We start from the raw sequence: 14490 nt of genomic DNA on the forward strand, positions 1-14490 counted from the left end.
ACCATCGACCCCTGCAACCTGCAACTGCTCTACCAAGGCCGCTCCCCCAACTCCGGCGGCGACTACGGCCTCCTGCCCTACCGCCCAGGAGTACTAACCCTGCAACGCTGACGGCGTGCAGATCCGGCTCGAAGGTGCCTGATCGCCGCGGATGAGGTCGCTCGCCGAATCGGATGAGCGACGGCACGCCCCGCGAGCGATCGGGTGAAGCCGGAACGGGCGGGCTCGGTGCAGACCGAGCCCGCCCGGTCGGTTTGTCGGTGCCGTTTGCCGCAGCCATGGCGGGGAACTCCCGCGAGTGCGGCGGCGGTGACCGTCGCCGGCAGGAGGGGATGCCGACGATGAGGAACCACCCGTCCACCGCACCAACCCTGAGTGCCGTGGACGCCCCAGCGCGCCTGACCCTCGGTGTGGAGGAGGAGTTCCTGCTGCTGGACCCGGAAACGGGGGAAAGCCTGCCGGTCGCCGACCGGGTGCTGACGGCCCTGCTCGGTACCGCCCGGAAGCAGAGTCGGCAGGAGTTTCGGCACAGCATGGTGGAGATGGTCACCCCGGTCTGCGCCGACCTCGCCGATCTCCGGGCGCACCTGATCACCTTGCGACGTGCCGCCGCGGAGGCGGCACGGTCGGCGGGCGCGCAGTTGGTCGCGGTGGGAGCCACTCCGGTGCACGAGTCGCACCGGACGGTGCCGGATGAACCTCGCTACCATGCCATGTCCCGCCGCTTCGGTCCGGTCGCACACGATCCGGCCGTATGTGGCTGCCACGTGCACGTCGGGCTGCCGGACCGGGAACTGGCGGTGCAGGTCAGCAACCACCTGCGCCCGTGGCTGCCGGTGGTGCAGGCGCTCACCGCCAACTCACCGCTGCACGACGGCGCGGACACCGGCCACGCGAGCTGGCGTTCGATGCAACTGGAGCGTTGGCCGAGCATCGGACCCACCCCGTACTTCGCCTCGGTCGCCGACTACGAGGCGACCGTGGCGGAACTGGTCGACGCGGGAATCATGCTCGATGCGGCGATGGTCTACTGGTACGCCCGCCCGTCGGCCAGCTATCCCACGGTGGAGATCCGGGTGGGGGACGTCTGCCCGGGGGTGGACGACACGGTGCTGGTCGCGGCTCTGGTGCGAGCCTTGGTCGCCACCATGGTCGACCAGGTGCGTGCTGGCACTCCGGTGCCCCGACTGCGTAGTTGTCTGCTCGCGGCGGCCCACTGGCGGGCTGCTCATGAGGGGTTGGACGGCCGGCTGATCGATCTGCGTGGCGGCGGTGCGCGTCCGGCGTGGGATCTCGTGGAGGAGTTGGTCACCACGGTGACGCCCGCGCTGATCCGGCACGGGGACCTGTCGTACGTCCTGAAGCAGCTGACCCGGCTGCGCCGCGACGGTACCGGCGCGACCCGGCAGCGGCGGGTCATCGCGCGCACCGGTGGGGATGTGCGAGCGGTCCTCGACCACCTCGCCGCCGAGACCACCGCCGGCTGAACCGGCCGGCACGCTCAGCGGATGTCGTGGGTCTGTAGCCAGAGTTCGAGCAGGCCCAGCTGCCACAGCTTGTTGCTGCCCGCAGCGGCCTGCGCCTGTTCGGGATCGGCGAGCAGCGTGTCCACGTACGCCTGCCGGAACAGTCCGCGCTCGCGCGCTGCCGGCGCCCGCAGCGCCGCCACCACGAGGTCGCGGACCGGGCCGTCGACGTTGCGCAGCGCGGGCACCGGAAAGTAGCCCTTCGGCCGGTCGATCACCTCGGCGGGCAGCACCTCGCGGGCGACCTCCTTGAGCACGCCCTTGCCACCATGGGCGATCTTGTGTTGCGGCGGGCAGGCTGCGGCGAGGGCGACCAGATCCTGGTCGAGAAAAGGGGTACGCACCTCCAACCCCCACGCCATGCTCATGCTGTCCACCCGTTTGACCGGGTCGTCGGGAAGCATCAGGTGGGTGTCCAGGCGCAGCACCGCGTCCAGGGCGGTGTCCGCGCCCGGGGCGTTCAGCTCCGCGACCACCAGATCCCGGCTGGCATCGACATCGAGGGCGTGGGCCGGGCCGACCACCCGCATCAGCTCGGCGTGGTCGCGGTCGAAGAAGGCGGCGGTGAAGGTCTGCGCCGCCTCGGCACGAGGCACCTGGGTCAGGGGCTGGTGGTAGCCGTATCCGGCGAACACCTCGTCGGCGCCCTGCCCGGACTGCGCCACCTTGACGTGGGCCGCGACCTGCTCGGAGAGCAGGTGGAAGGCGACCACGTCGTGGCTGCCCATCGGCTCGGTCATCGCCTCGACCGTCCGGCGGACGGCCGGCACCAGGTCGTCGTTGGAGAGCTGGATGCGGACATGGTCGGTGTCGTACGCCCGGGCGACCAGATCGGAGTAGTGGAACTCGTCGCCGGCCTCGCCGTGCCGGCTGTCGAAGCCGATGCTGAAGGTGCGGAGGTGCTGCTGACCGGCCTCGGCGAGCAGAGCCACGATGAGACTTGAGTCGAGCCCGCCGGAGAGCAGCACGCCGACCGGCACGTCGGCGACGAGCCGTCGTCGTACGGCGGTGCGCAGCGCGTCACCGATCGCGGCCCGCCAGTCCCGGGCGTCCCAGCCCGCGTGGGCCGGATCCCGGACGTAGCCGGGTCGCCAGTAGACGCGATCGCGGCTACGCCCGTCGGACTCGACGACCCGCACGGTCGCCGGTGGCAGCTTCCGGACACCGCGCAGGATGGTGCGGGGCGCCGGCACGATCGAGTGCCATGACAGGTAGTGGTGCAGCGCCACCGGGTCCACGCTGGTGTCCACGTCGCCCGCCCTGAGCAGCGCCGGCAGCGTCGAGGCGAACCGCAGCCGGCCCGGCGTCCCGGCGAGGTAGAGAGGCTTGATGCCAAGTCGGTCCCGGGCCAGCACGAGCCGACGCCGGGTGCGGTCGACCAGGCCCACGGCGAACATGCCGACCAGATGGTCGACGAAGTCCTCGCCCCACTGTGCGTACGCCACCAGGATCACCTCGGTGTCACTGGTCGAGTGGAAGGTGTGCCCGGCGGCGCGTAGCTCCTCGCGCAGCTCGGGGTAGTTGTAGACGCAGCCGTTGAAGACCAGGGCGAGGCCGAGGTCCTCGCGCACCATGGGCTGGCCGCCCGCGTCGGACAGGTCGATGACGGTCAGCCGGCGGTGCCCGAGAGTCACCCAGCCATCACTCCACAGGCCCTCACCGTCCGGGCCCCGGGACCGCATCGCGTCGGTCATCCGGGTCACCGCGTCGGCGTCGGGCGTGGTGCCGTCGAACCGCGCTTCACCGCTGATGCCGCACATCACGCTCCGATGTCATGCCTCGTCCTCACGTCTGTCCGGGCGCGCACGGGTGGCACCCGACCGGGAACCTCCTACGACTGGTGGCCATGGTTGCCGCTCCAACGACCACCGTCGGCGGGGACGTCGGCGCGGATGGAGGTGCCGTTGCCATCCAGGTCGTTGTCGAGTACCCGGCAGTCGGCACAGTTGCCGCGGTCGGTGACCCAGATCCCGTGGGTCTGGGTGGCCGAGCCGCTGTCGCGGATCAGGTTGCCGCGGATCGTGACCGAGTCGGCGGTGGCGTTGACGGTGATGCCGGCCCGGGCGGCGGGGGCTGCGGGCAACTCGTACGGCGTCCCCGGCGGCGGGGTGTCGGCGCTCCAATTGCTGGCGTCGTCGGGTCGGATCGGGGCGAGGGTGAGGGTGGTGGCGTCGTTGGCGGCCACGACGGCGTACCGGTGGCCGACGCGGAGCACCTTGCCGCGGTGACCGTCGGCCGGCCAGTCCGCGCTCTGGTCGATCACGGTGTTCCGGGTGTAGCGGACGGACTCGCCGCCGCCGGAGGCAGCGGGCGTGCACTGGCTGCCGTTGTTGCGGATCCGGTTGTTGATGATGACGGCGTCGCGAAGTGGTCGGTCGAAGCGGATACCGTCGCGGCTGTTGCCCCAGATGTCGTTGCTCTCGATCACGATCTCCTCGGCGGCGGCCCGGTCTCCGTCCCCGAGGTCCTGGTGGTGGTAGCCGTGTCGGCCGTTTCCGGTGATCCGGTTACCGCGCACCGTGTAGGGGCCGACGGTGTTGCCGATGTTCACCCCGTCGCGGAGGTTGCCGTCGATGACGCAGTTGGTGAGCAGGCCGCCCTTGCCGGGTACGCCGGTGGTGCCCTTCGCCGACACCTGGAAGCCGGCCTCCAGGTTTCCTGTCATCGTGCACCCGGTGACGATGAGTCCGTCGGCACCCCAGTCGGAGATGCCGAACCGGTTGCTCTCCGCGTGGCAGTTGGCGATTCTCATGCCCCTCGGCTGGAGACGATCGGGGTAGTGCATCTCCAGGAAGATGCCGATTGTCGCGTTGCCGACCGCGACACAGTTGGTGAACCGGGTGGCGCCCGGTCCTGCGCCCATCAGAGAAACCCCGCTGCGCCAGACGGTGCCGGCGTCGCGGATCGCGTACACCCCGGGCGGGCAGTAGATCACTCGCGCCCGTCCGTCGGCGGCGAACGCGTCGCCGAGCTGGTCCACCAGTGCGGCCAGCGCCGGCTGGTCGTTGGTCGTGCCGTCACCGGTCAGCCCGTGTTCCCGAGCATCGCAGAGCAGTGGTGATCCGGCCACGGCGTACGGCCGCACACCCGAGGCGGTGACGGTCACCTGACCTGACACAGGACATCACCCTCCCCGTGACGGCAGGTCGACCGGTCCTCCGTCCCTCGCCCGACCATCGGGCGTTGTGGGACGCCGGCCTGCCTCGACGGTACGTGGCCGATGTTCCCGGCGAGGACGGATTGCGGAAGGGACCTGGAGGGTTCCCCCGTCAGACGGATCAGGCCTGGCGGGTGGCGGCGAGGCGGGCGGTGTCAGGGCTCCGCGGGCGGGCGGGTGGTGGGGAAGCGTCGCCGGACCGGTGGTCGCGGACGCGCAGCGTGTGGGGGGTGGCGCTGGTCGGCGCCACCCCCCACACGGAGGTTGTTACCGGGCGGTGCAGGAGAGGGTGGGTGTGCCGTTGGTGCCGTTCCAGGAACCGTTGAATCCGAAGGTGGCGCTGCTGTTGGCGCTCAACGAACCGTTGTGGCCGACGTTCGAGGCGGTCACCGAGGAGCCGCTCGATGTGATCGACGCGTTCCAGGAGTTGGTGATGCTCTGGCCGTTGGGCCAGGTCCAGCTCACCGTCCATCCGGAGATGGCGGCGTTGCCGGCGCGGACGGTGACCTCGCCGCCGAAGCCACCGGGCCACTCGCTGGTCGTGCGGTAGGTGGCGGTGCAGGCGCCGTTACCGGTCGGCGGCGGCGTGGTGGGCGGCGGGGTCGTGGGCGGCGGCGTGGTGGGCGGCGGCGTGGTGGGCGGCGGCGTGGTCGGCGGCGGGTTGCTGCCTCCACCGAAGGTCACGTCGCTGCAGATGTAGTACGGCTGGTCGAGGTGGGACGCCTGCCAGATCGTGTAGACGACGTGCCGGCCGGTGCGGTTGCCCGCGTTGACCTGCGCCTCGTAGAGCCCGGTGGTGGGGTACGAGCCGGTGCGGAGCACCAGTTCCAGGCTGTTCCAGGTGAGGGGCTGCGTGGTCGGATCGAAGCCCTGCTTGGTGATGTAGATGAGCATGTAGTCGGCACCGTGCCGGGCACCGTCGGTAAGCGTCAGGGTGAAGTTGTTGGGCATCGGCTTGGCGGTCCAGGCGCCGACCGTGTCGAGCGAGGCGTACAGCCCACCCTGGGTACGGCCGCCGCTGCACAGCTGCCCGTCGGGGATGACGGCCTGGTGGTTGCCGCCGACGTTCTCGCGGTACAGGCCGTTCCAGTTCCACATGGTGTTCGGGTTGGCCTGGAATGCCTGCCAGCACATCGGGTCGCTCTGGGCCATGGCGGGGTTGAGGTGGTCACCACCCCAGCGCTCATAGCAGCCGTAGTTGCGCGACGGTGGGTTCGTGACCGACCCGTGCGCCGAGGCCGGGCCGGGCTGATTGATCACGACCATGGTGAACGCGGCGACGAGGACGGAGGCCGCGCCGAGTCCTAGTCGACGTGCTGTTCGTGCGAGTTTCATTGATGCTCCAGTTGATCCGCCGACGCCGGTGTCACTCGCCGGGGCGCCCAACCCCGGGAGGAATGCGTCGATCGACATGACGATCTCAAGAGGGCAGGCGTGTGACACGCTGCCTGCGATGGCTTGGCGGCTCCCAACCGCGATAGTACTCATCGTATCCACTCGTGTGAATCTTTTCCGGAAGGGGTCGGTGGGTCAGCCGTTGAGCGCGTCCTGGCAGGCCCGGGCGAGCCGGCGCTGGCTGGTCAGCCGTCGCCACAACCCGAGCGGCGGCGCGAGGGCGGTACGCGCCGGTGCCGCCGTCACGGCCAGGACGCCGTCGGTCAGCTCCCCCCGGGTCGTCCATGGCGTCCACCGTTCGAGGTCGGGTGCGGAGAAGTCGTGTCCCAGCAGCACCGCCGGGCCGTTGGCGGGTGGCCGTCCCGCGAGGCTCCGCACCCGGACCGCCCCGCGTCCCTCGTCGTCGGGCCGCATCACCGAGTCCAGGTACAGCTGCTGATCGTCGCGGGCCACCGCGAGCACCTCGCCGGCCCCGCCGACGCGGGCACCGACCGTGGTCGCCGTGACGACGTCCAGCACCACGATCAGTCGGGGCAGGTACCACCAGTGCTCCCGGCGCAGCAGCGGCGAGTCGATCAGCGCGCGTGCCGGCGGGTACTTGCGTAGTTCCTGGTCGAGCAACTGTTCCGCGAACAGCGTGCCGTCGCGATCCTCGGTCAGCCGGGGCCGGCCGGTCACCGCGACCGGCCGCCAGCCACGTCCGGTGAGCCGGTCGTCGGAGACGACAAGCGCCGCGACCGGCGCGGCGGCCAGCCGTCGGGCGAGGGCGACCTCGGCGTACGGGAAGGCGACGGCGGGTCGGTCGTCGAGCAGCAGCGGCGTGACCGGCCGGGCCTGTGGTCGGCCGTCCCGGTCGAGCCAGGCCAGCTCGCCGACGGTGGTGGCCTGGATCGCGCGACGAACATCAGCACCCACGTCCATGTGATCCGAGCCGTTCGGTTGACCTTGGAATGTGATCCCCGTTACATTACCGGCAGGTTTCGGGATCTGCACACGAGCGCCCGCCCCCGCGGGCCGCAAGGAGGCAGCCGTATGCCCGCCATCGTCGTCGTCATCGCGGTCATGGCGATGTTCGCCCTCGGCTACCGGTACTACTCGCGTTACCTCGCCGACCGGGTGTACGGGCTGGACCCGGCCTACGTCACCCCGGCGCACCGGTTCGCGGACGGGGTGGACTTCGTACCCACCAACAAGCATGTGCTCTTCGGCCACCACTTCACCTCGATCGCCGGAGCCGCCCCGATCGTCGGTCCGGCGATCGCGGTGTTCTGGGGGTGGGGACCGGCGTTGGCCTGGGTGGTGCTCGGCACCATCTTCGCGGCCGGCGTACACGACTTCGGGTCGCTCGCGGTCTCGGTACGACACCGGGCGCGCAACATCGGCACCCTCGCCGCGGACGTGATCAGCAAGCGGGCCCGGACGCTCTTCCTGCTGATCATCTTCTTCCTGCTCACGCTTGTGAACGCGGTCTTCGCGGTGGTGATCGGCAACCTGCTCGTGGCTTACCCGGGCGCGGTCATCCCGATCTTCGTGGAGATTCCCCTGGCCATCGCGATCGGCCAGTACATCTACCGCACCCGCAGCGCCGCGCTCGTACCGTCGATCATCGGCGTGATCGCCCTCTATTTCCTGATCTGGGTGGGCAACCTCTACCCGATCGAGATCACCGGGCTGGCCGACGCGCTCGGGTTCGACCAGCCGCGCAATCTGTGGGTGATCATCCTCTTCGCGTACACCTTCATCGCCTCACGCCTGCCGGTGTGGCTGCTGTTGCAGCCTCGCGACTACATCAACTCCCACCAGCTGTTCATCGCGATCGCCATCATCTTCGCCGGCGTGCTGGTCGGGATGGACCGGATCGTGGCACCGATGTTCAACGACGTGCCGGCCGGCTCACCGAGCATCTTCCCGTTCCTGTTCATCACCGTCGCCTGCGGTGCGATATCCGGGTTCCACTCGCTGGTGGCCTCCGGCACCACCTCCAAACAGCTCGACAAGGAGACCGACGCCCGGTACGTCGGCTACGCCGGGGCGATCGGCGAGGGCAGCCTCGCCCTCGGGTCGATCATCGCGGTCACGGCCGGGGTCGCCGCCACGCGCGCCGAGTGGGAGGGGTTGTACGCCAGCTACGCCGAGGCCTCGGGCGGTGCCACCCGCAACTTCGTCAACGGCATCGCCAGCTTCGCCACCAACCTCGGCATCGAGTTCCAACTCGCGACCGTCTTCGCGGCAGTGGTGGTGATCTCGTTCGCGGCCACCACCATGGACACCGGCGTCCGGTTGCAGCGCTACATCGTGCAGGAGATCGCCGAACTGGTCGGGTGGCGGCGGCTGTCGCGTCACCTGACCCTGGCCGGGTTGCTGGCGATCGCCGCACCGCTCACGCTCGCCCTGCTGCCGGGCGGCGGGGACGCCGGCTACACCTTCGGGGTGCTGTGGCGGCTCTTCGGTACCACCAACCAGCTCACCGCCGGGCTGGCGCTGGCCGTCATCGCGGTCTGGGTGCTGCGCCGTCGGCGCAACCCGGTGGCGGTGATCGTGCCGCTGGTCTTCCTGCTGATCATGACGACCTGGGCCCTGATCGTGCAGTTGCGCGAGTTCGTCGAGGCCGACGAGTGGGTGCTGGCGCCGCTGGACGCCATCATCTTCGTCCTGGCGCTCTGGCTGATCGTGGAGGCGGTGCTGGCACTGCGTCGCGCCAGTGGCCAGCCCGCCGAGGCGGACACGGATCCCGGGCCCGGCCCGGACAGCGACGGTGCGGGCGCCATCGAGTCCGAGCCGGCCGACCAGTCGCAGCGGGCGGTCGGCGCCGAGTCGGCGGCCGGTGCCGGTGCCACCGACGATCGTCGCTGATGGCCCGGCACCGGGTTCTGCTGATCCGACCGTGGGACGCCGCCGGGGCCGGCTCCGGCTGCTGCACCGGCGCGGCCGGCATCTGCGTCGAGGGTCGGCACGAGGATCCCGCACTGGCTCGGCAACGGGCCGACCAGCGGCCGTTGGGCGAGGTCTACCAGGTGGTACGCGCCGGTCTGCCAGCCGAGATCGCGGTGGAGATCGTCGACCCACGTAACACGCTGTTCCTGTTGCCGGCGATCGTGCGCGACGGTCGCCGGCACCGGCGACCCTGGCGGAACCTGCTGCGAGACCTGGTCCGGGGTACCGGATATGCGGCGATCATCGTGGACGGCCGGGTGGTCAGCGAGTCCGGCCTACCCCCGGCGAATCAGGCCCTGCACATCGTCCGCCGGGCGCTCGCCTCGTCGGCCGCCGTCAGCTGCCGCAACAGCCGGCGGCCCGGTCGGTAGCCGGCTCGTCGGCCGACCAGGTTCAGCGGTGCGGTGAGCAGCCTACGATCGCGCCCGGTGACGAGAATCCCATCCGGCGCCGACCGGCATCCCGCCACCCGCAGCCTCATCGACGCCACGGGGTGGCTGCCGGTCGTCGTCAGGCGGCTGCGGCGGTGAGATCCAGGTGACCAGCACCACCGAAATGATCATCAAGAGGAACCACGACGTCAGCTTCGTCAGTGACACCGGATGCCAACCGTCCACCTGGCTCGGGTACAGCCACGCGTTCGACCAGGTGGCGATGTTCTCCGCGAGCCAGATGAAGAAGGCGACGAGGACGAAGGCCAGCAGCAGCGGCATGCGCCACCGTGCCCGGAATATGCGGAAGTGCATGACACAGCGACCGAACACGATTGCGACAACCGCGACGAGCAGCCATCGCACGTCCGGCAGGTAGTGGTTGCCGAAGAAGTTGAGGTAGATGGCGATCGCCGCCACGGCCGTCAACCAGCGTGGCGGATAGCGCGTGAAGCGCAGGTCGAACAGCCGGTTCACCCGGACCAGGTAGGAGCCGACCGCGGCGTACATGAAGCCGCTGAACAGGGGCACCCCGCCGAGCCGGAGCACGCCGTCGGGCTCGTACGTCCAGGAGCCGACGTGCGTCTTGAACAGCTCCATCACCGTGCCGACGAGGTGGAACAGGACGATCACCCGTAGTTCGCGCAGAGTCTCCAGCCGCCCGGCGACCATGGCGACCTGGATGGCGACGGCGGCGACGGTGAGGACATCGTTGCGGGCGAACCCGGCGTCGTCCGGGTACCAGAGGTGCGCCGCGCAGATGATCGCCAGCATGGCGGCACCGAACACACACGCCCAGGCCTGCTTGAGCCCGAAGACCACGAACTCGGTCAACCAGCCGGCCGGCCCGTGACGCGGCAGCCGGGCCAGCCCCGCCCGGAAGCGGGCGTCGATCGCGCGTTCGGCCGTGGTGAGCGTGGCCCGTCCGTCGGGGGTGTGCTGCATCGCTCCCAGGTTAGTAGCCGCCGGACGGCGCGGACATTCTGCCCGTGGGCTGGGCGCCCGCGCGCTGACCTCGCTGTTCAGCGCCACTGGCCACCCGCGCGGTCGACGCCAGCGATCGTGACCGACGGCGCGGCCGAGATGGCGTCCGAGAGCGACCGAACGTGCCTGACGGCGAATCCGCGCGGAAGATGAAACCCTTCGGTTGTCCGGAAGCTGGGTTCGCCGTTCGTCATGTCGGTGGAACCACTCCTGACGATTCGACAGAAAGGCACTGACGTGAAGTACATGATGCTGGTCTGCACCGATCCGGAGCCGGACCCGGAGCCGACCAACCACCCCGACGTCGAGGTGTGGGTGGCGGAGAACGACGCGGCCGGCCGACGCCTCCAGGGCGCCCGGCTGGCACCGGCGTCGGCCGCCACCACGGTGCGGGTGCGCGATGGCCAGCTGCTGCTCTCCGACGGGCCGTTCGCCGAGGTCAAGGAAATGATCGTCGGCTTCGACCTGCTGGAGTGCGCCGATCTGGACGAGGCGATCGAGGTGGCCCGGGCACATCCGATGGCCTGGGCCGGGCGGATCGAACTCCGGCCGTTCGACGATTCCGAGCAGTGACGGATCCGGCCGCCGAGATCGCGGTGCCGCGGACGTCGACCGACGACGACGGCGCGGCGGCGCAGCGGCGCGCCGGGAACGGGGGTACGGCGGCCGGTCGGGCCGCGGCGGCGCAAGCCGTCGCGGCCACTGCCGTCGAGGCGTATCCCCGGATCGTGGCGGCCCTGATCCGGATCACCGGTGACTGGACGCTGGCCGAGGACTGCACCCAGGAGGCCCTGGCTCGGGCGCTGGACCGCTGGCCGGTGGACGGGGTGCCGGTCAACCCGGCGGGCTGGCTGATGGCGGTCGCCCGCAACCGGCTCCTCGACGTGGTGCGGCGGGCCTCGGTCGAGCGACGCAAGCTGCGTGACGTGGCGGTGCTGGCGCTCACGGCCGCCACCGCGGAACCGGTACCGGACGAGGAGGTGGTGGACGACCGACTGCGGCTCATCTTCACCTGCTGCCATCCGGCCCTCGCGCCGCAGGCACGGGTCGCGTTGACCCTCCGGACGATCTGCGCGGTGCCCACCGCCGACATCGCCCGGGCCTTCCTGGTCAGCGAGTCCACCATGACCCGGCGGCTCACCCGGGCCAAGGCGAGGATCGCCGACGCGGGTATCCCGTACCAGGTGCCGCGCGGCGACGCCCTGACCGAGCGGCTGCCCGGGGTGCTGGGCGTGCTCTACCTGCTGTTCACCCAGGGCTACGACGCGGACGGCGAGCCGGCCTTCGCCGAGGAGGCGATCCGGTTGGCCCGGCTGCTGGTCCGGCTCATGCCCGAGCATCAGGAGGCGACGGCGTTGCTGGCGCTGTGCCTGTTGCAGCACTCCCGCCGTACCGCCCGGCGGGACACCGACGGCAACCTGATCCCACTCGATCGTCAGGACCGGTCCCGGTGGGACCATGCGGCGATCACCGAGGCCGACCGCCTGCTCGCCGGCCTCACCGAGTCCGGCCCGTACGCGTGGCAGGCCCGAATCGCGGCGTGCCACGCCACCGCGCCCAGCGCCGACGCCACCGACTGGCGTCGGATCGCCGACTGCTATGACCAACTCGCCCAGGTGCAACCCACCCCGGTGGTCGCCCTGAACCGGGCCGTCGCGCACGGGTACGCGTACGGGCCGGGAGCCGGGCTGGCCCTGCTCGCCGAGGCGCGCGCCGGTGGCGGGCTCGACAGTTATCCGTTGACGCTGGCGGTGGAGGCGGATCTCGTCGCCCGACAGGGCGACCCGGAGCGGGCAGTGGCGCTGTTCCGGGCGGCGGCGGACCGGGTGCACGGCGATGCCGAGCGTCGGGCGCTGCTCGACCGGGCGCGTCACACATATGGACCCGCGTCGTAGCAACCGAGCCGGGGCATCCGGCCGGACGGGGCAGCGCGGTTGACGGCACCGGCCGATACTGCGGAGATGGTGCGGTGGGCCTGGGCGTGCGTCGGTGTTCTGCTCGTGGTGAACGTGACGGCCTGTGACGATCCGCCGCCGGACGCCGCGCCGATGTCGCCGGCACCGGCGCCGACGTCCGCCGGATGGACGGCACCACCGCTGCGGTTACCCACCGCCGGGCCCGGCGACGCCTGCCCGGTCGCCGAGCCCCAGCCCTGGTCCGACAGTGACCAGGCGCACCGGGTGCTCGGGCCCGGCCCGCTGTACCCGGTCGCCGACTACTTCGCCGACGGTGCCCTGCAACTGCGCGACGAGGACCGGGAACCGGACGGCACGTACACCAAGAAGGTGCGGTGGATCGGCTCCGGCTACACCGGCCCGGTGCTGGTACGGGCAGCGCGGATCGATGCTCCGGGCAGCGCGACGGCGGCGTTCTCCTACACCGGCGAATCCCGCGACGACGGGCACCACGCCGTGCTTACCACGCCGGAGAGCGACCTGCCGGGCATCACCACCGTGGACGGGCCGGGCTGCTACGCGTACCAGGTGGACGGGAACACGTTCAGCGTGACGATCGTGTTCCGCGCCGCCCCGGCGAACCCGTCCTGATTCCCGGCACGCCGCCGATGGACGCCGGCGGTCAGGCGCTGCGGTTCAGCCGTACGCCGGCCTGCTCGGCGTGGTCGAAGAGGTCGTTGATGAGCACCACGTCACGGCCGGCATTGGCCAGCAGGGAGGCGGCGACGGCGGCCCGGTAGCCGGACCCGCAGTGCACCCAGACGGTGCCGGGCGGGATGTCGGCAGTCCGGCGGGGCAACTCGGGCAGCGGTACGTGCACGGCACCATCGACGTGGCCGTCCCGCCACTCGTTGCCCAGCCGCACGTCGAGGACGACCTGCGGGGCGGGCAGCCCGGCCGGTGGATTCCCGGCCTGCGCGGCGGCCAGCGCCGGGAAGTCCGCGACGAGCAGCTCCCGCAGCTCGGAGGGGTTGTCGACCCACTGCCGGGGAGTGCCGGTCGCCTGGGCGGCGGGCCGGTCGATGCCGATCCGGACCAGCTCGCGCTGGGCGTCGGCGACCTGCTCCGGCGTCTCGGCCAGCAGCGTGACCGGGGTGCCCCAGTCGATCAGCCAGCCGAGCCAGGTCGACATCGGGCCGTCGAGGCCGAGGCTCACCGTGCCGGCCAGGTGCGAGACCGCGTACGCCTTGCGGTGTCGCAGGTCGACCACCCACTCCCCGGCGGCGATGCGCTCCCGCAGCTGCGTGGCGTCGGCCCGCGTCACCGGGGTGAGATCCACCGGCGCCGGGCCGGCGGTGTTGGCCAACCCCATGTGCGCGTAGTACGCCGGGTAGGCGTCCAGACCGGCCAGGGTTTCGGTGACGAAATCGGTCGTGGCCAGCCGGAAGACCGGGTTGACCTGCTTTTCCCGGCCGATCGTCGAGTCCGGGGCGTCGGCCTGGCTGGCCGAGCAGAAGCTGCCGAAGCCGTGGGTGGGCCAGACCTGCGCCCCGTCGGGCAGCAGGTCGGCGAGCCGCTTCGCCGAGGTGTGCTGACGCTGGGCCAACTCGTGTGCGTGCTCCGCACCAAGGAGGTCGGTGCGACCGGTGGTGCCGAACAGCAGCGATCCTCCGGTGAAGACCCCCGCTGGGGTCCAGTCAGCCCCGGTGGCCTCGTCGAGCACGTACGACAGGTGGTGGAAGGTGTGGCCCGGGGTGGCCACGGCCCGGAGCCGCAGCGCCTCCGACACCTCGATGACGTCGCCGTCGCGGACCGGTACCCGGTCGAAACCCACCTCGTCGTCGGCGGCCACCAGGTAACGCGCCCCGGTCAGCCGGGCCAGGTCCAGCCCGCCGGAGACGTAGTCGTTGTGCAGGTGTGTCTCGACCACGTGGGTGATCCGCACGCCGGCCGCACCGGCGAGGTACAGCACCCGGTCGATGTCCCGCTGCGGGTCCACCACGACCGCGACCCGGCCGTCGGTGGCCAGGTAGCTGCGGTCGCCGAGGGACGACGTTGTGATGACCGACACCTGCACCGTCATGCCCAGCTCCTCGATAGTCGTCTCCAGCGGTTGCTTACCCGGCCGGAGTGCGGAGATGCCGCCTCGATCGGGTAGCCGTCTCCGA

12 protein-coding genes are annotated in these 14490 nt (G+C 71.0%); 6 read left to right on the plus strand and 6 right to left on the minus strand.

Annotated features, from left to right (window positions below):
- The first annotated feature begins 341 nt into the window (after positions 1 to 341).
- Positions 342 to 1487: a glutamate--cysteine ligase gene (locus tag ACFY2A_RS27580; protein ID WP_387175846.1), complete on the plus strand. Its 1146-nt coding sequence runs from the start codon at positions 342 to 344 to the stop codon at positions 1485 to 1487.
- 14 nt (positions 1488 to 1501) lie between these two features.
- Here the strand turns inward: ACFY2A_RS27580 and ACFY2A_RS27585 are convergent, their stop codons facing one another.
- The 4 genes from ACFY2A_RS27585 to ACFY2A_RS27600 all read right to left on the minus strand — a co-directional run bounded on the left by ACFY2A_RS27585 (position 1502) and on the right by ACFY2A_RS27600 (position 6999).
- Positions 1502 to 3286: an N-acetylglutaminylglutamine amidotransferase gene (locus tag ACFY2A_RS27585; RefSeq protein ID WP_387175848.1), complete on the minus strand. Its 1785-nt coding sequence runs from the start codon at positions 3284 to 3286 to the stop codon at positions 1502 to 1504.
- Positions 3287 to 3357: 71 nt separating this feature from the next.
- Positions 3358 to 4644 carry a right-handed parallel beta-helix repeat-containing protein gene (locus ACFY2A_RS27590; protein WP_387175850.1) on the minus strand — a complete coding sequence of 429 codons (1287 nt, stop codon included), beginning with the start codon at positions 4642 to 4644 and terminating at the stop codon, positions 3358 to 3360.
- Between the two features lie 306 nt (positions 4645 to 4950).
- Positions 4951 to 6018 (minus strand): lytic polysaccharide monooxygenase, encoded by a 1068-nt coding sequence (locus tag ACFY2A_RS27595; RefSeq protein WP_387175852.1) that lies wholly within the window; start codon positions 6016 to 6018, stop codon positions 4951 to 4953.
- Positions 6019 to 6213: 195 nt separating this feature from the next.
- Positions 6214 to 6999: a pyridoxamine 5'-phosphate oxidase family protein gene (locus ACFY2A_RS27600; RefSeq protein WP_387175854.1), complete on the minus strand. Its 786-nt coding sequence runs from the start codon at positions 6997 to 6999 to the stop codon at positions 6214 to 6216.
- Between the two features lie 111 nt (positions 7000 to 7110).
- On the opposite strand from ACFY2A_RS27600, the gene ACFY2A_RS27605 reads away from it, so the two are divergent.
- Entirely contained in the window at positions 7111 to 8931 is a 1821-nt protein-coding gene (locus ACFY2A_RS27605) for a carbon starvation protein A (protein WP_387175856.1), read from the plus strand.
- Positions 8931 to 9383, plus strand: a complete 453-nt coding sequence (locus ACFY2A_RS27610) for a hypothetical protein (protein WP_387175858.1) — start codon at positions 8931 to 8933, stop codon at positions 9381 to 9383. Before ACFY2A_RS27605 ends, ACFY2A_RS27610 begins: the two co-directional genes overlap by 1 nt.
- Positions 9384 to 9425: 42 nt before the next feature.
- Here ACFY2A_RS27610 and ACFY2A_RS27615 read toward each other — a convergent pair whose 3' ends face one another.
- Positions 9426 to 10388 (minus strand): DUF817 domain-containing protein, encoded by a 963-nt coding sequence (locus ACFY2A_RS27615; protein WP_387175860.1) that lies wholly within the window; start codon positions 10386 to 10388, stop codon positions 9426 to 9428.
- Between the two features lie 276 nt (positions 10389 to 10664).
- Between ACFY2A_RS27615 and ACFY2A_RS27620 the strand changes: the two genes are divergently transcribed.
- The 3 genes from ACFY2A_RS27620 to ACFY2A_RS27630 all read left to right on the plus strand — a co-directional run bounded on the left by ACFY2A_RS27620 (position 10665) and on the right by ACFY2A_RS27630 (position 12973).
- Positions 10665 to 11000 carry a YciI family protein gene (locus ACFY2A_RS27620; RefSeq protein WP_363925414.1) on the plus strand — a complete coding sequence of 112 codons (336 nt, stop codon included), beginning with the start codon at positions 10665 to 10667 and terminating at the stop codon, positions 10998 to 11000.
- Positions 10997 to 12322, plus strand: coding sequence for an RNA polymerase sigma factor (locus tag ACFY2A_RS27625; protein ID WP_387175862.1), 1326 nt, complete (start codon positions 10997 to 10999; stop codon positions 12320 to 12322). The genes ACFY2A_RS27620 and ACFY2A_RS27625 overlap by 4 nt, the downstream gene beginning before the upstream one ends.
- Before the next feature lie 66 nt (positions 12323 to 12388).
- Positions 12389 to 12973: a hypothetical protein gene (locus ACFY2A_RS27630; RefSeq protein ID WP_387175865.1), complete on the plus strand. Its 585-nt coding sequence runs from the start codon at positions 12389 to 12391 to the stop codon at positions 12971 to 12973.
- Between the two features lie 31 nt (positions 12974 to 13004).
- Here the strand turns inward: ACFY2A_RS27630 and ACFY2A_RS27635 are convergent, their stop codons facing one another.
- Entirely contained in the window at positions 13005 to 14405 is a 1401-nt protein-coding gene (locus ACFY2A_RS27635; protein WP_387175867.1) for a rhodanese-like domain-containing protein, read from the minus strand.
- Positions 14406 to 14490: the final 85 nt, after the last annotated feature.

This window comes from Micromonospora sp. NPDC000442, from assembly GCF_042898635.1.
Taxonomy (GTDB): domain Bacteria; phylum Actinomycetota; class Actinomycetes; order Mycobacteriales; family Micromonosporaceae; genus Micromonospora.

Coding starts and splice junctions, on each gene's coding strand:
- ACFY2A_RS27635 (WP_387175867.1), bottom strand. CDS start 14,405: ATGACGGTGCAGGTGTCGGTCATCACAACGTCGTCCCTCGGCGACCGC.
- ACFY2A_RS27600 (WP_387175854.1), bottom strand. CDS start 6,999: ATGGACGTGGGTGCTGATGTTCGTCGCGCGATCCAGGCCACCACCGTC.
- ACFY2A_RS27595 (WP_387175852.1), bottom strand. CDS start 6,018: ATGAAACTCGCACGAACAGCACGTCGACTAGGACTCGGCGCGGCCTCC.
- ACFY2A_RS27605 (WP_387175856.1), top strand. CDS start 7,111: ATGCCCGCCATCGTCGTCGTCATCGCGGTCATGGCGATGTTCGCCCTC.
- ACFY2A_RS27630 (WP_387175865.1), top strand. CDS start 12,389: ATGGTGCGGTGGGCCTGGGCGTGCGTCGGTGTTCTGCTCGTGGTGAAC.
- ACFY2A_RS27610 (WP_387175858.1), top strand. CDS start 8,931: ATGGCCCGGCACCGGGTTCTGCTGATCCGACCGTGGGACGCCGCCGGG.
- ACFY2A_RS27580 (WP_387175846.1), top strand. CDS start 342: ATGAGGAACCACCCGTCCACCGCACCAACCCTGAGTGCCGTGGACGCC.
- ACFY2A_RS27615 (WP_387175860.1), bottom strand. CDS start 10,388: ATGCAGCACACCCCCGACGGACGGGCCACGCTCACCACGGCCGAACGC.
- ACFY2A_RS27585 (WP_387175848.1), bottom strand. CDS start 3,286: ATGTGCGGCATCAGCGGTGAAGCGCGGTTCGACGGCACCACGCCCGAC.